At 57.0% G+C, this 19,122-nt stretch carries 20 protein-coding genes and 1 riboswitch; of the genes, 10 read left to right on the top strand and 10 right to left on the bottom strand.

Features of this window, described 5'->3' with window-relative positions; translation table 11 throughout:
* Window positions 1-64: 64 nt before the first annotated feature.
* Window positions 65-1,132 carry a DUF1176 domain-containing protein gene (locus ID864_RS23245; RefSeq protein ID WP_187497055.1) on the top strand — a complete coding sequence of 356 codons (1,068 nt, stop codon included), beginning with the start codon at window positions 65-67 and terminating at the stop codon, window positions 1,130-1,132.
* A gap of 102 nt (window positions 1,133-1,234) precedes the next feature.
* Window positions 1,235-1,654 carry a hydroxyisourate hydrolase gene (uraH, locus tag ID864_RS23240; RefSeq protein WP_048914314.1) on the top strand — a complete coding sequence of 140 codons (420 nt, stop codon included), beginning with the start codon at window positions 1,235-1,237 and terminating at the stop codon, window positions 1,652-1,654.
* A gap of 70 nt (window positions 1,655-1,724) precedes the next feature.
* Here the strand turns inward: uraH and ID864_RS23235 are convergent, their stop codons facing one another.
* A complete protein-coding gene (locus ID864_RS23235) occupies window positions 1,725-1,913 on the bottom strand; it encodes a DUF1127 domain-containing protein (RefSeq protein ID WP_048914315.1) in 189 nt (62 codons plus the stop codon).
* 178 nt (window positions 1,914-2,091) lie between these two features.
* On the opposite strand from ID864_RS23235, the gene ID864_RS23230 reads away from it, so the two are divergent.
* Window positions 2,092-3,564 (top strand): aminotransferase-like domain-containing protein, encoded by a 1,473-nt coding sequence (locus tag ID864_RS23230; protein WP_048914316.1) that lies wholly within the window; start codon window positions 2,092-2,094, stop codon window positions 3,562-3,564.
* Window positions 3,565-3,692: 128 nt separating this feature from the next.
* Here ID864_RS23230 and thiH read toward each other — a convergent pair whose 3' ends face one another.
* From thiH to ID864_RS23195, 7 genes are all read right to left on the bottom strand, one after another.
* On the bottom strand, window positions 3,693-4,820 hold the full coding sequence (thiH, locus tag ID864_RS23225) for a 2-iminoacetate synthase ThiH (RefSeq protein ID WP_191150438.1): 1,128 nt from the start codon (window positions 4,818-4,820) through the stop codon (window positions 3,693-3,695).
* Window positions 4,817-5,593, bottom strand: coding sequence for a thiazole synthase (locus ID864_RS23220; RefSeq protein WP_191150437.1), 777 nt, complete (start codon window positions 5,591-5,593; stop codon window positions 4,817-4,819). The genes thiH and ID864_RS23220 overlap by 4 nt, the downstream gene beginning before the upstream one ends.
* Before the next feature lies 1 nt (window position 5,594).
* Entirely contained in the window at window positions 5,595-5,795 is a 201-nt protein-coding gene (thiS, locus tag ID864_RS23215; protein WP_048914319.1) for a sulfur carrier protein ThiS, read from the bottom strand.
* Entirely contained in the window at window positions 5,792-6,541 is a 750-nt protein-coding gene (locus ID864_RS23210; protein WP_062818050.1) for a HesA/MoeB/ThiF family protein, read from the bottom strand. The genes thiS and ID864_RS23210 overlap by 4 nt, the downstream gene beginning before the upstream one ends.
* The gene (gene thiE, locus ID864_RS23205; RefSeq protein WP_191150436.1) at window positions 6,534-7,178 is read right to left on the bottom strand and encodes a thiamine phosphate synthase; all 645 of its coding nucleotides are present in this window, start codon (window positions 7,176-7,178) and stop codon (window positions 6,534-6,536) included. The genes ID864_RS23210 and thiE overlap by 8 nt, the downstream gene beginning before the upstream one ends.
* Window positions 7,175-9,109, bottom strand: coding sequence for a phosphomethylpyrimidine synthase ThiC (gene thiC / locus ID864_RS23200; RefSeq protein WP_048914322.1), 1,935 nt, complete (start codon window positions 9,107-9,109; stop codon window positions 7,175-7,177). Before thiC ends, thiE begins: the two co-directional genes overlap by 4 nt.
* Before the next feature lie 86 nt (window positions 9,110-9,195).
* A riboswitch (TPP riboswitch) is annotated at window positions 9,196-9,296 on the bottom strand.
* Between the two features lie 138 nt (window positions 9,297-9,434).
* A complete protein-coding gene (locus ID864_RS23195; protein ID WP_048914323.1) occupies window positions 9,435-9,941 on the bottom strand; it encodes an Rsd/AlgQ family anti-sigma factor in 507 nt (168 codons plus the stop codon).
* 73 nt (window positions 9,942-10,014) lie between these two features.
* On the opposite strand from ID864_RS23195, the gene nudC reads away from it, so the two are divergent.
* From nudC to ID864_RS23160, 7 genes are all read left to right on the top strand, one after another.
* The gene (gene nudC, locus ID864_RS23190) at window positions 10,015-10,791 is read left to right on the top strand and encodes an NAD(+) diphosphatase (RefSeq protein WP_048914324.1); all 777 of its coding nucleotides are present in this window, start codon (window positions 10,015-10,017) and stop codon (window positions 10,789-10,791) included.
* A 260-nt stretch (window positions 10,792-11,051) separates the two neighbouring features.
* On the top strand, window positions 11,052-11,750 hold the full coding sequence (locus ID864_RS23185) for a bactofilin family protein (RefSeq protein WP_191150435.1): 699 nt from the start codon (window positions 11,052-11,054) through the stop codon (window positions 11,748-11,750).
* Between the two features lie 166 nt (window positions 11,751-11,916).
* On the top strand, window positions 11,917-12,984 hold the full coding sequence (hemE, locus tag ID864_RS23180) for a uroporphyrinogen decarboxylase (protein ID WP_048914326.1): 1,068 nt from the start codon (window positions 11,917-11,919) through the stop codon (window positions 12,982-12,984).
* Window positions 12,985-13,004: 20 nt separating this feature from the next.
* On the top strand, window positions 13,005-13,670 hold the full coding sequence (nfi, locus tag ID864_RS23175) for a deoxyribonuclease V (RefSeq protein ID WP_191150434.1): 666 nt from the start codon (window positions 13,005-13,007) through the stop codon (window positions 13,668-13,670).
* Window positions 13,671-13,735: 65 nt separating this feature from the next.
* Window positions 13,736-14,326 carry a YjaG family protein gene (locus ID864_RS23170; RefSeq protein ID WP_048914328.1) on the top strand — a complete coding sequence of 197 codons (591 nt, stop codon included), beginning with the start codon at window positions 13,736-13,738 and terminating at the stop codon, window positions 14,324-14,326.
* A gap of 188 nt (window positions 14,327-14,514) precedes the next feature.
* Window positions 14,515-14,787, top strand: coding sequence for a nucleoid-associated protein HU-alpha (gene hupA / locus ID864_RS23165; RefSeq protein WP_002438605.1), 273 nt, complete (start codon window positions 14,515-14,517; stop codon window positions 14,785-14,787).
* 131 nt (window positions 14,788-14,918) lie between these two features.
* Window positions 14,919-15,584, top strand: coding sequence for a DUF1481 domain-containing protein (locus tag ID864_RS23160; RefSeq protein WP_099755109.1), 666 nt, complete (start codon window positions 14,919-14,921; stop codon window positions 15,582-15,584).
* A gap of 76 nt (window positions 15,585-15,660) precedes the next feature.
* Here the strand turns inward: ID864_RS23160 and purD are convergent, their stop codons facing one another.
* Window positions 15,661-16,941, bottom strand: coding sequence for a phosphoribosylamine--glycine ligase (gene purD, locus ID864_RS23155; protein WP_099755108.1), 1,281 nt, complete (start codon window positions 16,939-16,941; stop codon window positions 15,661-15,663).
* Between the two features lie 14 nt (window positions 16,942-16,955).
* Window positions 16,956-18,545 carry a bifunctional phosphoribosylaminoimidazolecarboxamide formyltransferase/IMP cyclohydrolase gene (purH, locus tag ID864_RS23150; RefSeq protein WP_191150433.1) on the bottom strand — a complete coding sequence of 530 codons (1,590 nt, stop codon included), beginning with the start codon at window positions 18,543-18,545 and terminating at the stop codon, window positions 16,956-16,958.
* Between the last annotated feature and the right edge of the window lie 577 nt (window positions 18,546-19,122).

Genomic DNA, 19,122 nt, shown 5'->3' with positions numbered 1-19,122 from the left:
GCATAGTAAAACCCCGCTCCGGCGGGGTTTTTTTTGGCCTAAGGAAAAGTGACAGGGAGAAATGATGCAAAGCAAAAGGGGTTTCATGGCGCTGGCGCTGCTGGTATTTAGCGCGGGGATTCAGGCACAAGAGTGGGTGAATGCGCCGGTACAAAAGGTGTTTAAAAACTGGCAGGTGACCTGCAACAATCTTAACGACTGCGACGTACGCAATATGGACGAGGGCCTGCGCATCATTATCACGCGCGAGGCGGGCGTCAACGGTAAAGCCTCTCTGGCTTTCCAGGCTTTTGGCGAGCAAAAACCCGAAGGGATCTGGCTGGACGGCAAGCCCTGGCACTCCGATATTCCCATTACGGCGGCGGGTGAAAACGGCGATTTTGGCGGCGGCGGTACCGACAAACTGAGTGACATTCAGCAGTGGGTGCAGGCCAGCAAAAACGCGCTGGAAGTCTCGGTAACCGCTGATTCTGAGCAGGGTGCGGCTTCACTGAGCGGATTAAACGCCGCGTTGCTGCTGGTGGACGACCGCCAGGGCCGGCTCAATAATCAGACCGCCTTACTGAAGGTCGGCAACAATGAGCCGGATTTAGTGCCGGCGCGCCCCGATGGCCCGGCATTGAATTTTTCGCCGCCAGCAGTGATGCCGCTAACCAATGAGGCCGCGCTGATTGATGGTGCTATCGCCGCGAACCGCAAGCTGTTGGCAGACCAGTACTGCGATCAGGATCAAGAGACGCGCGCACGCAGTCATGCGCAGCCGCTTAACGATCGTCAGGCGCTGGTTTTGGTCAACTGCGGCCTGGGCGCCTATCAATCTTCCAGCCTGCTGTTTATCAGCGCGCGCGCTAACCCGCAGGATGCAAAACAGCTGACCCTGCCGTTACCGCTCAAAGATGAGCAGGGTCAAGCGCAGATAGAGAGTATGTTTACTGAAGCAGATTATGACCCTAAAACCGGTGAGCTGTTCTTCTCCGGTCGTGGTCGTGGTATCGCTGACTGTGGTGAAAGTGGCGGCTGGAAATATGACGGCAAAACCTTCCATCTGACCCACTATAATAGCCAGCCCAGCTGTAACGGCGGAGAGCCGGGTGACTGGCCGTCGGTCTGGAGCAGCGCCGCGGCGAAATAAGTGCCCGGCAGTTTGTAGGAAATTTCACATATTTAGCCGCGAATTGGTGAGCTGCTGGCGTGGCTGCTATCTTCAGCGGGAATCTCACTATAAGGAAATCCTATGAAAGTCATGAAAGCTGTTTTGCTGGCAAGCCTCGCCGCCTGTTCATTACCGGCATTAGCCGCAGGTGAAGGCGTAAAGAATCCGCTGAGCGTGCACGTACTGAATTTGCAGACCGGCGTGCCGACGGCTGGCGTCACGGTTGAGCTGGAGCAGCAGCAGCAGCAGGGGTGGGTCAAACTGGCGTCTGGCGTAACCGATAAGAATGGCCGTATTGCTGCGCTTTACCCGGAAGGAAAAAGCATGGCAGAGGGTGATTACAAAGTGGTATTCAAAACCGGTGACTACTATAAACAGCACAGTCAGCCCACCTTCTTCCCGGAGATCCCGGTGATCTTCCACGTGGAGAAAAGCGGTGAGCACTATCATATCCCGCTGCTGCTCAGTCAGTATGGCTACTCGACTTATCGCGGCAATTAAATAAAAAAAGGGCAACGGAGCCAGGACTGCTCCGTTGCCCGGGGTGCGAACGTTCACCCAAGCCACATCACTATAAGCGTCGGACATCCTCGCAGGTCAGCCCGATATCTTTCAGCTGCGCAGCGCTCAGCCTTGATAAAATCTGTCGGGTGCAGGCGCGCAGTCGGCGTGCCTGCCAGCGTCGATAAGGCACAATAAAGATCGCTTTAATCAGTGCCCAGCTAAAAGGCTTCGCTGCTCTGTTTGCTTCAAACTCCATTATTGCCTCCTCATCAATCCCGTTGTCTGACTGCTATTTTGTCTGTAATGTGATTCAGGATACAGATGCAAAAAACACATTTAATTGACATACAGAATGGGCGAAATTGGCTCTGAATGGTGATTTTCGCCGTCATCTGTACTGGTTTCTGGCAAAGTAATGGGCGAGGTAGGATACGATGACGCGTTATCAACATCTGGCAGAACTGCTGGCCCAGCGTATTGAGCAGGGGTTGTATCAGTCGGGGGAGAGGCTGCCGTCGGTGCGGGCGCTAAGTGCCGAACACGGCGTCAGTATCAGCACCGTGCAGCAGGCTTACTACCTGCTGGAAGAAAAGCAGCTGATTACCCCGCAGCCGCGTTCCGGCTACTTCGTCACGCCGCGTAAGGCAGCACCGCCGTTGCCACCCATTACCCGTCCGGTACAGCGCCCGGTAGAGATTACCCAGTGGGATACCGTGATGGAGCTGCTTAATGCGCGGCTGGATAATGACGTTCTACAGTTAGGCAGCGGCACGCCAAATATCGACCCACCAACGCTGAAGCCCCTGTGGAAAATCATCAGCCGCCTTGGGCAGCAGCAGGATCCGCGGCTGCTGAACTATGACAATCTGTATGGCGTGGCCGAGCTGCGTGAACAGATCGCCCGCCTGATGATTGACAGTGGCTGTCAGCTGGTGGCCGATGACGTGATTATCACCACCGGCTGTCATGAAGCACTGTCGGTTTCAATCCGTGCCATCTGTCAGGCTGGCGATATTGTTGCCGTTGAATCTCCGGCGTTTCACGGCACCATGCAAACTCTGCGCGGTTTCGGGATCCGCGCCATTGAGATCCCCACCGATTCCGTCAGCGGTATCAGCCTTGAAGCGCTGGAACTGGCCTTCGAGCAGTGGCCGATCAAAGCGGTAGTGGTAGTACCCAACTGCAATAATCCGCTGGGTTTTGTCATGCCAACCGCGCGTAAACAGGCGCTGCTGTCGCTGGCGCAGCGCTTCGATATCGCGATCATCGAAGATGATGTGTATGGCGAACTGGCGTTTGACTATCCCCGGCCAATGACCATCAAGTCGCTGGATACAGATGGCCGCGTGCTGCTGTGCAGCTCCTTTTCAAAAACGCTGGCACCCGGACTGCGGGTCGGCTGGGTCGTACCGGGGCGCTATTTCGACCGCGTACTGCATATGAAATATATCAGCACCGGCTCGACCGCCACCCAGACGCAGATGGCAGTGGCGGCGTTTATTCGTCAGGGCCATTACCAGCCGCATCTGCGGCGGATGCGCAGTTTTTATCAACGTAACCTGGAGACGTTTACCCGCCGGGTGCGGCACCATTTTCCCTGCGGGATCTGCGTGACGCGCCCGCAGGGCGGTTTTCTTATCTGGGTAGAGCTGCCGGAACCCTTTGATGCCTGGCAACTCAATCAGGATCTGCGCGCTTCCGGCGTTCAGGTCGCGATTGGTTCACTCTTCTCGGCCTCCGGTAAATATCGAAACTGCCTGCGCCTCAGCTATGCCCAGGCTTTCAGTGAACAGATTGAAAAAGCGCTGGAGATACTCGGCGCAGCGGTTGAGCGGGCGATGCTAAGCTGCCTGCCGGCGATGGAGGTGAAGGAAGAGGGCAGGGTCAGCGAGAAGGAACACAGCTGACCCTGGCGGGCGGCGTGAAGGCTGCCCACGCCGCCACTATAGCGACCATCGCTCGGGTTAAAAGGCCGTGATTTCAAGGTTGCGTAACGTCTTCACGGCTTTTCAACGCGGTTGCAGCGGGCGACATTTTATTGCGTGGCGCGCCCCAAATATCCATCCCAGTCTTTCCAGACCGGCTGTAGCCCGGCACGCACCAGCGCTTCGGCCACCTGCTGCGCAGTGCGCGCATCGTGCGGGGCGAACTGCTCCAGCTCCGGTCGGTTATCGGCGTAGCCGCCCGGTTGCGTTTTTGAAAAGGCGCTGACGCTGTTGATCGCCAGCGGCACCACGCTGTCGCGAAACTGCGGGGATTCCCGCGTCGACAGCGAAAGCTCCACCTCCGGTGCGAACAGGCGGAACGCGCAAATCACCTGCACCAGCTGCGCTTCATCCATAATCGACGCCGGTTCAATGCCACCCGCGCACGGGCGCAGCCGCGGGAAGGAGATAGAGTAGCGCGTCTGCCAGTAGTGCTGCTGTAGCCACAGCAGATGCTCCGCCAGCATAAAGCAGTCGGTGCGCCAGCTGTCCGACAGCCCAATCAGCGCGCCGAGGCCGATCTTGTCGATCCCCGCCCTGCCTAAACGATCCTGAGTCTCCAGCCGGTAGAAAAAGTCCTGTTTGTTACCCTTAAGATGATGCTGACTATAAACCGCCGGGTGGTAGGTCTCCTGATATACCAGTACCCCGTCGAGGCCCAGCGTTTTCAGCTCGACATAGTCAGGCTCGTCCATCGGTTGCACCTCCATCATCAGTGAACTGAAGCGCTGACGAATGGCGGGAAAGTGCTGGCGGAAATAGTCCATGCCGACTTTGGTCTGATGCTCGCCGGTGACCAGCAGCAGGTGATCGAAGCCCATGGCGCGGATCGCCTCGCACTCGCGGGCGATCTCTTCCCCGTTCAGCGTCTTGCGCTTGATGCGGTTGCTCATCGAGAAGCCGCAGTAGGTGCAGTCATTGGCGCACAGATTAGAGAGATAGAGCGGAACATAGAAGCTGACGGTGTTGCCAAAACGCTGGCGCGTCAGGCGCTGGGCCTTCTGCGCCATCGGCTCAATATAGGCGGCAGCAGCGGGGGAGAGCAGCGCCATCAGGTCTTCGCGGTTCATTTTGGCCGCGTTCAGAGCGCGTTCGACATCGGCGGCTTTTTTGCCGTTGATGCGCATGCGGATATCGTCCCAGTCGAGGGTTTTCCAATGCGATATAAAACTTTTCATGCGCCTGCTCCGGCTGAGAGAAACGCGGTCAGCGGGCTGCTGGCCACCGCCTGCGCCGCGGTGCCGCCCAGGCCACTGCGCCGCGCCAGATCACCGGCTTCTACCGCCAGCTTAAAGGCGCGCGCCATCTGCACCGGATCTTGTGCCACCGCAATGGCGGTATTCACCAGCACGGCATCCGCCCCCATTTCCAGCGCTTCGCTGGCGTGGCTCGGCGCGCCAATTCCGGCGTCAATCACCACTGGCACACTGGCCTGTTCAATGATGATGGCCAGGAAATCACGGCTTTTCAGCCCCATGTTGCTGCCAATCGGCGCGCCGAGGGGCATCACTGCCGCACAGCCCACCTCTTCGAGCCGCTTGCAGAGTACCGGGTCGGCACCGCAGTAGGGCAGCACCACAAAACCCTCTTTAACCAGCTGTTCCGCGGCCTTTAGCGTTTCAATGGGGTCCGGCAGCAGGTAGCGCACGTCGGGGTGGATCTCGAGCTTCAGCCAGTGTGTGCCCAGCGCCTCACGCGCCAGGCGGGCGGCAAAAATGGCCTCTTCAGCGGTTTTTGCCCCGGAGGTGTTCGGTAAAAGCTGCACGCCGAGCTGCTGCAGCGGCAGCAGAATGCCGTCATCGCCGCCGCGCAGGTCTATCCGCTTCATTGCCATCGTCACCAGCTGCGAGCCGGAAGCGCGGATCGCTTCCAGCATCAGCGCCGGGCTGGCAAACTTTCCGGTGCCGGTGAACAGGCGTGATGAGAACGTTTTATCTGCGATCTGTAACATATTAACCTCCGGCGATGGCCTGAAAAATAACCAGTTCATCGCCCTCCTGTAAGCGGACGAGCGGCCAGCGCTCGCGTGGCACGATAGCCTGATTCAGCGCCAGCGCGGTGCCGGGCTGGTGGCGCTGCAGCTGTTGCAGCAGGTCGTTCAGCGTTTCATCGCCACCCAGCGTCAGGCTTTCATCATTGACAATCACCTTCATGCTGCGACCCCGCATACCGGGCAGCCAGAGCTGCGCGTCAGTGAGAGAGTGCGCCAGGTCTGCTGGCGGCCATCAAACAGGCGCAGCTTGCCGTCGAGCGGTGAGGCTTCCCCGGCCAGCATCTTCAGGGCTTCCAGCGCCTGCAGCGTGCCGACGGTGCCAACCACCGGGCCAAGCACCCCAGCGGTGCGGCAGTTGCGCTGCGGTTCGCTGTCATCCGGCCACAGGCAGCGGTAGCAACCGTGGGCAAACGGCGGCGTCAGAACCAGCAGCTGACCGCCAAAGCCAACCGCGCTGCCGCTGATCAGCGCCGTATTGCTGGCAATACAGGCGGCATTCACCGCATGGCGGGTTGGCATGTTGTCGCTGCAGTCGAGCACTAGATCAACGCTGCTCATCAGCCCCGCCAGCGAATCGGCATCCAGCCGCTGGCTGAGGGCAATCGCCTCTATCTGCGGATTCAGCGCCAGCAGGTGATTTTTCGCCAGCTCCGCCTTTGGCTGCCCGGTTTCGCTGCTGCGGTAGAGGATCTGGCGCTGCAGGTTACTTATGTGCAGCTGGTCATCATCGGCCAGTAGCAGCTTGCCGACGCCTGCTGCCGCCAGATAGAGTGCGGCGGGAGCACCCAGCCCGCCGAGACCGACAATCAGCACGCTGGCTGCCTGGAGCTTCTCCTGGGCATCCAGCCCAAACTCTTCCAGCAGCAGCTGGCGGCTATAGCGCAAAAAATCCTGGTCGCTAAGCATGAGGCGCGCCCTCAGGCTCCGCGAGGTCGAGCAGCCGGCGCGTGGCGTCACGCCAGTCGGCGGCCTGGGTGATTGCGCTAACGACGGCAATACTGCCGACGCCGGTCGCCAGCACCTGAGGCGCACGCGCCAGGCTGATCCCGCCGATCGCCACCGTGGAAATACCGCGCAGCCGCTGAATATGGCGCGTCAGCTCTTCCAGCCCCTGCGGATTGGACGGCATCTCCTTGGTCTGCGTTGGGAAGACGTGGCCCAGCGCGATATAGGAAGGGCGCTCGGCCAGCGCCCGATCCAGCTCGCTATCATCGTGGGTGGAGAGGCCCAGCCGCAGCCCGGCAGCATGAATGGCATCCAGGTCGGCGACATCAAGATCTTCCTGCCCGAGGTGCACGCCATACGCCTGATATTTGATCGCCAGCCGCCAGTAATCGTTAATAAACAGCCGCGCCTGGTAGCGCTTGCCGAGGGCGATCGTTTCGGCAATCTGCTGTTCTACGGCTTCATCCGCACGGTCTTTAATGCGCAGCTGGATAGTGCGGACGCCCGCCTCCAGCAGGCGCGCAATCCATTCCACGGTATCGACAACCGGGTAAAGGCCCAGGCGGGCGGCGGTTGCGGGAAAGGCTTCACGGCTCATATTTTTTCCTCTGATTTCAGGGCATCGGCGCGGTGGTAAAGCTCAGCGCCACGGTGGCGAAACTGTTCTGACATCTGCGCCATACCGACTTCGATCGGCTGCGCTTCAGCCTGCTGGCGTGCGGCGTATTCGCGTACTTCTTGGGTGATTTTCATCGAACAGAATTTTGGCCCGCACATTGAGCAGAAGTGCGCGACCTTACCGGATTCCTGCGGCAGGGTTTCATCGTGGTAGCTGCGTGCGGTATGCGGATCGAGCGCGAGGTTAAACTGGTCTTCCCAGCGGAATTCAAAGCGCGCTTTGGACATGGCGTTATCGCGGATCTGCGCGCCGGGATGGCCCTTAGCGAGATCGGCGGCGTGCGCGGCGATTTTGTAGGTGATTAACCCCTGTTTGACATCTTCCTTGTTTGGCAGGCCGAGGTGCTCTTTTGGCGTGACGTAGCAGAGCATCGCGCAGCCGAACCAGCCGATCATCGCGGCACCAATGCCGGAGGTGAAGTGGTCATAACCGGGGGCAATATCGGTGGTCAGCGGGCCGAGCGTGTAGAACGGCGCTTCGTGGCAGTGCTCCAGCTGTTCGGTCATATTGACGCGGATCATCTGCATCGGGACATGGCCTGGCCCTTCGATCATCACCTGTACGTCATACTCCCAGGCAATTTTGGTCAGTTCCCCGAGCGTGCGCAGCTCTGCAAACTGTGCTTCATCGTTGGCATCCTGAATTGAGCCGGGGCGCAGACCATCCCCGAGCGACAGCGATACATCGTAGGCCGCGCAGATCTCGCAGATTTCACGAAAATGCTGATACAGAAAACTTTCCTGATGATGTGACAGGCACCACTTCGCCATAATCGAACCGCCGCGTGACACAATGCCGGTCAGGCGTTTGGCGGTCATCGGAACGTAGCGCAGCAGCACGCCAGCATGAATGGTGAAGTAGTCGACGCCCTGTTCCGCCTGCTCCAGCAGGGTATCGCGGAAAATTTCCCAGTTGAGATCTTCCGCCACGCCGTTAACTTTCTCCAGCGCCTGATAGATGGGGACGGTACCAATCGGCAGCGGGCTATTACGCAGGATCCATTCGCGGGTCTCGTGAATGTAGCGCCCGGTGGAGAGGTCCATCACCGTATCTGCCCCCCAGCGCGCCGACCACACCAGTTTTTCTACCTCCTCTTCGATAGAGGAGCTGACCGCCGAGTTGCCGATATTGGCGTTAATTTTCACCAGGAAATTGCGCCCGATAATCATCGGCTCCGATTCCGGATGGTTAATATTCGCCGGGATGATTGCCCGACCGCTGGCCACCTCCTGGCGCACAAATTCGGCGCTGATATCCTGCGGCAGCTGCGCGCCAAAGCTGTGACCCGGATGCTGTTGGCGCAGCACCTCGCTACGAATGCGCTCGCGGCCCATGTTTTCACGGATGGCGATAAACTCCATTTCCGGGGTAATGATCCCCCGCCGTGCATAGTGCATCTGCGTGACGCAGCGCCCCTTTAGCGCCCGACGCGGGCGTGGAAGGTGATCAAACCGCAGGTGATCCAGCCCCTCATCGGCCAGGCGCTGCTGGGTCCAGGCGGAGCTAAGCTCTGTGACCTCCTGAGAATCGCCACGCTCGGCAATCCAGTTCAGGCGCAGCTTGCTGAGCCCGGCACGCACATCTACCGTTGCCTGCGGGTCGCCGTATGGCCCGGCGGTGTCGTAGACCGGAATCGGCTCGTTGGCTTCGAGTTCAGGGTTATCCTTACTGCCGCCTGACACTGTCGGGCTGAGCTGGATCGCGCGCATCGGCACGCGGATATCGGCACGGGAGCCGGTCAGATAGATACGTTCAGAGTTAGGGAAAGCAGTGCCCTGCAGCGAGTCAATAAACTGCTGTGCGGCGGCGCGTTGTTCACGACGATGGGTTTTTTTAGTAGCAATAGACATAGCAAGTTCCTGTTTCATCGGGAAGTTTGCTTGCCTGGAGGCGGGAGTAATAAGAACGATACGGAAATACGCATCCGTAGCGTAATAACAGATTTACTCTTGTTCCCTTCGCAGGTACTAACCTGATCAGGTTCCGCGGATCCCGAATTAACGGTCTCAGCCCCTTAGGGCACTCCGACAAGATATCGATTGGTTTTCTGGTTACTACGCCAGAATTACCAATCTCGAATTGACAATACGTAGGGGCGAGGCATGCCTCGCCCTAACCCCTCAAGCATAAAGGGGCTTTTTGCAAACTACAAGAGGATCACATTCTGATAACGTTTCAGGCAGGGCGTGCAAGGGAAGATTGATTGGCAGCAGGTTGAATATCAGAGCCTTTTTCTAAAGCCAGTTTGATGAATTTATCCTCCAGCGTAAATCGCGCCTCCAGGGCTTCACCAACGGTAGAGAGGGCTTGCTGAAATTCCAGGCAGTTATCATGGTCGATAGCCGTTTCCAGATACGAGTCATAAACCTTCATGATCTGTTCGGTATTCGCCTGGAGTGATGGGTAGATCAGCGCGGCTTTTGCCAGCTGCTCGGTCCCATCCATCTCTTGAATAAAACGTTCATAAACGGTGAAATGCCCGGTGGAGAGGTAATCCACAAGGTTCTGGCAAAAGGTATCCAGCGCATTTTCATCAAGCGTAGTCATCGATTCCTTGTTAGGCTTGATGCCAACCATCTGGTAATACGCGACCAGCAACTGCTTACGCGCGTGCAGACAAAAATCGACCAGTTCACTGCAACCGCCGACGCGCGCGGTGAGATTTTCTAACTGGTTAAGCATGTTCAACTCCGTGAGTGTTATTTTTAACGTCTGACCTCAATCCAGTTTAAAAACTGAGGATGATGAAAAATTTATGGAACGTGAAATTTTAAGCGTAGACGCTGGCTGGTGGATTGTCAGCCAGGAACACAAAATTTGGTTACCAAAAGGCGAATTACCGTACGGTGGGGCCGTTGAACGGGACCTTGTGGGATCGACAGGATCGATAATTGGTGAGTGGCAGGGTGAACCGGTATGGCTGATCCGTGCCACCCGACCGCAGGAGATGGGATCGTTACGTCAGCTGCTGGATCAGGAGAGTGGCCTGTTCCAACTCGTCGGGCGCGGTATTCAGCTGGCGGAGTTTTACCGCTCGCACCGCTGGTGCGGCTACTGCGGCCATGAAATGCACCACAGCAAAACAGAGTGGGCCTGCCTGTGCAGCCACTGTCGCCAACGCTACTATCCGCAGATTGCGCCGTGCATCATCGTGGCAATCCGCCGTGGCGAAGAGATCCTGCTGGCGCAACATACCCGCCATCGTAACGGCATCTATACCGTGCTGGCCGGATTTGTCGAAGTGGGGGAAACCCTGGAGCAGACCGTGGCGCGTGAAGTGATGGAAGAGAGCGGGATCAAAGTGAAAAACCTGCGCTATGTCTCCTCCCAGCCCTGGCCGTTCCCGCAGTCGCTAATGATGGCGTTTATGGCCGACTACGACAGCGGGGAGATAGTCATCGACCCGAAAGAGCTGCTCGACGCGGGCTGGTATCGCTTTGATGCGCTGCCGCAGCTGCCGCCGGCAGGAACCGTGGCACGCCGCCTGATCGAAGATACCGTCGCCCTGTGCCGGGCAGAAGCAGAATCCTGATCACCCCGTTGCTTTATTTCTGCAATAAATTCAAATATTATCGGGCTCAAGGATGAGCCTGCAAATAAATAAGAAAAATCCATAATTAAAAGCGGTTAAACAATACAGCCTCACGTTATTGGAGTTTTTTTATTTCTATTGGTTTATTTTTTCCAGAAAGGACGTGAATTGTGATGCGGCGATTATTCTGCTGAAGATTAACACGTGCCGGGAGCATATGGATGATGTGTGGGAAAACAGACTGTATTATCAGGTCAGACATGAAAAAAAATTGGCCGCTATGGGGGATTTGGATCTTCTGGGGATGTGCGATCGTCGCCTTTGCGCTGTCTCAGAAAAGAATCATGTACCTCCTGGCTATCGCCGCAGGACTCTGTATTTTATTTTTATTTATCTTATCTTTGCACAAAAAAAGGATGGTTGCTCACGTGCTTAATTTCTCCAAAAAAGACCGCGATGCAGGCGTAGGTAAAAATGCTCCTGCCCTGAATACTGAACCCGCCAAAGCCGCTACTAGTGAACGTCATGACGAACTGATGATTAAAGAAACGACTATTTCACTCGGCTCGGTATTGCGGGGGGAAATAACCAATGAAAATAATATTACGATTAATGGTACGGTCGAAGGAAACATTACCAGCCAGAAAATCACGCAGATTGGTAAAGAGGGAAGCGTTGTCGGCACGGTGAAATCCGCAAAGCTCGTCATTAACGGTTTACTTAAGGGAAGCTGCCACGCGGGAAGCGTCACTATTATGTCCCGTGGCCGGGTAGAGGGGGAGATCTACACTAACGAGCTGGCTATTGAAAAAGGGGGGGCCTTTATTGGTATGTCTCATCAGGTTGAAGATGAGATGCCACTAGCCAATAAGAGAGAGAAAAGGCCGACTGAGGCCAGCCATAAAGCCCCTGCTGCGCTGGCTGCCGTTGAAGATAATCCTCTGAGCTCCCAGGCGTAAACCCTCACAAAGTAAGCTGATAACCTGCCTTAACCCTTTGGCTGCACCAAGATTGCACGGCTACAGTAGGGGGGAGGCTCTCTTTGCGGTGCATTTTACTGCGCAGCCTCACGGTCAATTCCAGTAAATGTTACACTACAGGCATGACTGGAGAGAGAGCCTTAAGATGAGCGAATTGAAGAACGATCGTTACCTGCGCGCCCTGCTGCGCCAGCCGGTTGATGTGACCCCGGTGTGGATGATGCGCCAGGCCGGCCGTTATTTGCCGGAATATAAAGCCACGCGTGCCGTGGCCGGTGACTTTATGTCGCTGTGCAAAAATGCCGAACTGGCCTGCGAAGTCACGCTGCAGCCCCTGCGCCGCTACGCGCTGGATGCGGCGATCCTGTTCTCCGATATCCTGACGATCCCCGATGCGATGGGCCTGGGGCTGTATTTCGAAGCGGGCGAAGGTCCACGCTTCTCTAACCCGATTACCTGCCGTGCCGACGTAGAAAAGCTGCCCATTCCCGATCCTGAGCAGGAGCTGGGTTACGTAATGAACGCGGTGCGCACCATTCGTAAAAACCTCAACGGCGAAGTGCCGCTGATCGGTTTCTCCGGTAGCCCGTGGACGCTGGCGACCTATATGGTAGAAGGCGGCAGTAGTAAGGCTTTCACCAAGCTGAAAAAGATGATGTACGCCGAACCCGAAACCCTGCATCTGATGCTGGATAAGCTGGCGGACAGCGTCACCCAGTATCTCAATGCGCAGATCCGTGCCGGTGCACAGTCGGTGATGATTTTTGACACCTGGGGCGGCGTGCTAACCGGGCGCGATTATCTGGAGTTCTCACTTCACTACATGCACAAAATCGTCGATGGTCTGCTGCACGAGAACGAAGGCCGACGCGTGCCGGTAACGCTGTTTACCAAAGGGGGTGGACAGTGGCTGGAAGCCATGGCGGCGACAGGATGTGATGCGCTGGGTCTTGACTGGACCACCGACATTGCCGATGCACGTCGCCGCGTAGGCCATAAAGTGGCGCTGCAGGGCAATATGGACCCCTCCATGCTTTACGCATCGCCAGCACGTATCGAACAGGAAGTGGCGGGTATTCTTGAAGGCTTTGGCGAGGGTACCGGCCATGTCTTCAATCTGGGCCACGGCATTCATCAGGATGTTCCACCCGAAAACGCAGGTGTGTTTGTTGAAGCGGTGCATAAGCTTTCGCGCCCTTACCACCTCGGGTAAATCAGCCAGGGGGAGGAACTATGGATATCGCAGCATTACGTGACCAGCAGCAGCAATGCGCCACTGAGGTGATTGTCCGGGATGATTTTGACGTGATGCCGCCGCGCCTGATTGGCGGGGCAGATGTCGGATTTGAACAGGGCGGTGAAGTGACGCGTGCCGCGCTGACGATCCTCGAATATCCCTCAATGCAGGTCATTGAGCATCGGGTGGCGCGTATTGCCACTACCATGCCCTATATTCCCGGCTTCCTCTCCTTCCGTGAAATGCCCGCACTACAGGCCGCCTGGCAGCTGCTGGAGCATCATCCTGACCTGCTGCTGGTGGACGGTCACGGCATTGCCCATCCGCGCCGCCTCGGCGTTGCCAGCCATTTTGGCCTGCTGGTGGATGTCCCCACCATCGGCGTGGCGAAAAAGCGCCTGTGCGGGAAGTTTACACCGCCCGGTGCTGCGCCAGGCAGCGTGGAACCCCTGATTGATAAAGAGCAGCAGCTTGGCTGGGTGCTGCGCAGTAAGCTGCGCTGTAATCCGCTGTTTATCTCTCCCGGGCATCGCGTCAGTCAGGCCACTGCGCTGCAGTGGGTGCAGAACTGCCTGCGCGGTTATCGCCTGCCGGAACCCACGCGCTGGGCGGACGCTATCGCCTCCCGGCGCCCGGCATTCAGCAAACTCTCCGCAGATTAGCATTCGTGCTGCCCAGTGGCTTTTCAGGTACACTGCGGCAAGCGCATTAATTCTGAGATCCCGATATGTTACGTAACCCGATTCATCTGCGGCTGGAAAAACTCGAAAGCTGGCAGCACGTTACTTTTATGGCCTGCCTGTGCGAACGTATGGCGCCCAACTACCGCGAGTTTTGTCAGCAAACCGGCTTTGGTGATGGCCAGCTCTATCGTCGTATTCTTGATCTGCTGTGGGAAACCCTGGTGGTGAAAGACGCCAAGGTTAACTTCGACAGCCAGCTGGAAAAACTGGAAGAGGCGATCCCCTCTGCCGATGATTACGATCTGTACGGTGTTTACCCGGCAATCGATGCCTGCGTGGCGCTGAGCGAACTGCTGCATTCTCGCCTCAGTGGTGAAACCTTCACCCACGCGGTTGCGGTCAGCGAGACCTCCATCACTACCGTCGCAATGCTGGAAATGACCCAGGCCGGCCGTGAAATGACCGAAGAAGAGCTAAAAGAGAATCCCGCCGTCGAAGAGGAATGGGACATCCAGTGGGAGATATTCCGCCTGCTCGCCGCCTGTGAGGAGCGGGACCTGGAACTGATAAAAGGACTGCGATCTGACCTGCGCGAATCCGGAATCAGTAATATCGGTATAAATTTTCAGCAGTAAGGCGACAAAACGTGACCTCAGGCCCGATTTGTCGCGCCTTTGGGCTTCACATTCGCCCCCAGTCTGGTCTACATTTGGGGGGCTGAAAAATGTGGCTATCGGTGCGTGTATGCAGGAGAGTGCCAGAATCTGGTTTTTCCCTCGCACTCGGTGCTTAGCAAGCGATAAATACACTGTAAGGATAACTTATGAACAAGACTCAACTGATTGATGTAATTGCGGACAAAGCGGACCTGTCTAAGACCCAGGCTAAAGCTGCTCTGGAATCCACCCTGGCTGCGATTACTGAGTCTCTGAAAGAAGGTGATGCTGTACAACTGGTTGGTTTTGGTACCTTTAAAGTTAACCACCGTGCTGAGCGTACTGGCCGCAACCCGCAGACTGGCAAAGAGATCAAAATTGCTGCTGCAAACGTACCGGCATTTGTATCTGGTAAAGCACTGAAAGACGCTGTTAAGTAATCGTCTAACGGTGAAGAGTTTAAACAGGGGGGCGGATTCGCCCCTTTTGTTTATCCTCATTTCAGCCTTCACTGTGTTTTCCCCTGCTGAAGCCTCTTTGCTGGCGCCAGGGTTGTGATACTCTTTTCGTCATGAAACTATCCCTTTGCAAACGCACCCTCTCTTTCGCCATGCTGCTGCTGTTAGCAGGCTGCAGTTCGCACTCCGATCTTCCCGACTTTACCGCCAGCGGCTATCTTGCCGATCGCGGTGCAGTGCGCATCTGGCGTAAAAATCACGACCAGCAGGTCGCCCATCTGATGACGGTGTATACGCCCTTCAGCGGTGGGGCGGTGGAAACCAGCGACTACCTGTGGCAGCAGGGCAAGCTTGTCTCGGTGGAGCGCCACATCATTGGCGCAGCACCTGATGACGTGATGTTGCGCTTTGATCTTGAAGGCAGGCTGAGCTTTATGCAGCGCCAGCTCTCCGGGCGGCGTGAGGCGCTCTCCGCTGATGCGGTGGCGCTGTATCAGTTTGATGCCCAGCGGATGCTGAAAGTCAGCGATGACCTGCTGGCAGGGCGCGTGCTGCTGCGTCAGGGCAGCTGGCAGCCGGATGGTTCGATTAAGACCTGCCAGGGCGCGCAGGCTCGCCCTGAGTTTACCCGTACTGAGCTGGGTTATATCGCCCGCCAGCAGCGTGACAAACCCGGAGCGGTGAGCGTAGCCTGGCTGGAAGCACCGGGCGGCACGCAGCTGTTGCAGGTCGCCAGCGATGACTTCTGCAGCAGTGAGCCGAAGGATGAGAGTTTTTAAGCATGAAAAAGGGGCGGATTAACCCTCCGCCCCTCAGGCTACCTGGCAGCAGGCGACAGCTTATCGCCCGTTGTTACTATTTACGATTAATCGCGCGATAGCCGATATCTTTACGGTAGAAGCTGCCATTCCAGGAGATTGGCTGTGCCAGCTGATAAGCACGCTTCTGTGCAGCGGCCACATCTTCACCCAGGGCGGTCACGCACAGCACGCGCCCACCGTTGGTCACCACCAGGTCGTCCTGCAGCGTTGTCCCGGCGTGGAACACCTTGCCATCCGCCACTTCTTCCAGCGGCAGACCGTGGATCTGCTCACCGTTGACGTAATCGCCCGGATACCCGCCAGCCGCCAGTACCACACCCAGTGAAGGGCGTGGATCCCAGACGGAGTCTTTCTCGTTCAGCTTGCCGTCAACGGCAGCCAGGCAGAGATCGACCAGATCCGACTGCAGGCGCAGCATGATCGGCTGCGTTTCTGGATCGCCAAAGCGGCAGTTAAACTCGATGACCTTCGGCTGGCCGCTCTTGTCGATCATCAGACCGGCGTACAGGAATCCGGTGTAGACGTTGCCTTCGCCCGCCATGCCGCGCACGGTTGGCCAGATCACTTCGTCCATCACCTTCTGGTGGATCTCGTCGGTTACCACCGGAGCCGGGGAGTAAGCTCCCATGCCGCCAGTGTTCGGGCCGGTATCACCATCGCCAACGCGTTTGTGATCCTGGCTGGTGGCCATCGGTAAGACGTTCTCACCATCAACCATTACGATAAAGCTGGCTTCTTCGCCATCGAGGAACTCTTCCACCACGATGCGGTGACCTGCATCGCCAAAGGCGTTACCAGCCAGCATATCCTGAATGGCGTCTTCCGCTTCCTGCAGCGTCATCGCGACGATCACGCCTTTACCTGCCGCCAGCCCGTCGGCCTTAATGACGATCGGCGCGCCTTTCTCGCGCACGTAAGCCAGTGCAGGCTCAACGTCCGTGAAGTTCTGGTATTCGGCCGTCGGGATCTTGTGGCGTGCGAGGAAGTCTTTGGTGAACGCCTTCGAGCCTTCCAGCTGCGCAGCGGCCTGAGTGGGACCAAAGATCTTGAGACCCGCAGCGCGGAAAGCATCAACGACGCCAATCACCAGCGGCGCTTCCGGGCCAACGATGGTCAGGTCGATTTTCTCCTTCTGCGCAAAGCTCAGCAGGCCCTGAATATCGGTTGGGCTGATAGCCACGTTCTGCAACGCGGGTTCCAGCGCAGTACCGGCATTGCCCGGCGCAACAAACACGGTCTCAGCCAGCGGGGACTGAGCGGCTTTCCAGGCCAGCGCGTGTTCACGGCCGCCATTACCAATCACTAAAATTTTCATCTGAGGCTCCGTAATTAATGGCGGAAGTGGCGCATGTCGGTGAAGATCATTGCAATGCCGTGCTCATCCGCGGCGGCAATCACTTCATCATCACGGATCGAACCACCCGGCTGGATCACACAGGTAATACCCACGGCCGCAGCGGCATCAATACCGTCGCGGAACGGGAAGAAAGCGTCTGACGCCATCGCAGAACCTTTCACTTCCAGGCCTTCGTCGGCGGCTTTAATTCCGGCGATTTTCGCGGAGTAAACGCGGCTCATCTGACCGGCACCAATACCAATTGTCACATTGTCGCGTGCGTAGACGATGGCATTCGACTTCACGAACTTCGCCACTTTCCAGCAGAACAGCGCATCACGCAGCTCCTGCTCGGACGGCTGACGTTTGCTGACCACGCGTAGCTGGCTCTCATTCACCATGCCGAGGTCACGATCCTGCACCAGCAGGCCGCCGTTAACGCGTTTGAAATCGAGCGCGCTCTGGCGCTGCTGCCACTGACCACAGGTCAGCACGCGCACGTTCTGTTTGGCAGCGGTCACTTTCAACGCTGCTTCAGTGGCCGCAGGCGCGATGATCACTTCCACGAACTGGCGGCTGATGATGGCCTGCGCGGTGGCTTCGTCCAGCTCGCGGTTAAAGGCAATGATGCCGCCGAAAGCAGAGGTCGGGTCGGTTTTGTACGCGCGCTCGTAAGCATCGAGAATGGAAGCGCCAACGGCGACACCGCACGGGTTAGCGTGCTTGACGATCACGCAGGCTGGCTGGTCGAACTCTTTCACGCACTCCAGCGCCGCATCAGTATCGGCAATGTTGTTGTAAGAGAGCGCTTTGCCCTGCACCTGTTGTGCCGTTGCCACCGAAGCTTCAGAAACATTCTCTTCTATATAGAAGGCAGCATCCTGATGGCTGTTCTCGCCGTAGCGCATATCCTGCTTCTTGATGAAGTTCAGGTTGAGGGTACGTGGGAAGCGGCCGGATGGCGCGGTAGTTTCGCCGTGGTAAGCCGGCACCAGGCTACCGAAGTAGTTGGCAATCATGCTGTCGTAGGCGGCAGTGTGTTCGAAGGCTTTAATCGCCAGGTCGAAGCGGGTTTCAAGCGTCAGCGAGTTGTCGTTGGCATCCAGCTCCGCAATGATGGCCTGGTAGTCACTGCTCTTCACCACGATAGCCACGTCTTTGTGGTTCTTCGCCGCAGAGCGCACCATGGTCGGGCCGCCGATGTCAATGTTCTCAACGGCGTCTGCCAGCGAGCAGCCTTCCCGCGCCACGGTCTGGGCAAACGGATAGAGGTTAACGACAACAATATCAATAGGGGAGATGCCGTGCTCAGCCATGATGGCATCATCCTGGTCGCGGCGCCCCAGGATGCCACCATGCACTTTCGGGTGCAGCGTTTTGACGCGTCCATCCATCATTTCCGGGAAACCGGTGTAGTCAGACACTTCAGTGACGGGCAGGCCAGCCTCTGCCAGCAGGCGTGCAGTACCGCCAGTGGACAGCAGCTCGACGCCACGTTGGGAAAGCGCCTGAGCGAATTCGAGGATACCGGCTTTATCAGACACGCTGAGCAGCGCGCGGCGTAGAGGACGACGTTGTTGCATGAGGTTTATCCCTTGGGCTTTGGATCGCATATAAAGAGCGTTATATGAGGCTTAGCGATCTCTTTCTATATATAGAAGAGAAATAAGTCTCAGGTAACGCCCCTGAGGGGGCTTCCGTTTGCGCGGGGCATTGTAGCGAAAACGATTGCGCGATGCTCGTCAAAATTACGCTGTTGCGACGAATGTGGATAAGTTTGTGCATAAGCAGGTATAAAGCAGGCTTTTGCTGGGGATTGCAGCAAACAGTCAAATTATCGCAAATTAGCCCTTGTCACTCGCCAGGATCTCCCTATAATGCGCAACCACTGAGACGGCACAACGGCTTACAGGCCAGCGGCTCAGGAGGTTCAGGAAGTTCTGAACCGCCGGAAAAACTTCTCAAAAAGAAGTTGACTCCGAAGGAGGAAAGCGTAATATACGCCACCTCGCGACAGGATGCTTCGGCACTGCTCGCAACGCTCTTTAACAATTTATCAGACAATCTGTGTGGGCACTCGCAGGATTGATATCAACGTCTCCGGACGTAAAAAATATCAAGCCTCACGAGTGAACACATAATGAAATTCATTATGACGTT

The organism is Erwinia aphidicola (assembly GCF_014773485.1).
GTDB lineage: Bacteria > Pseudomonadota > Gammaproteobacteria > Enterobacterales > Enterobacteriaceae > Erwinia > Erwinia aphidicola.
The sequence above is the reverse complement of the archived record's forward strand: the minus strand, read 5'-3'. Positions and strand labels throughout refer to the sequence as shown.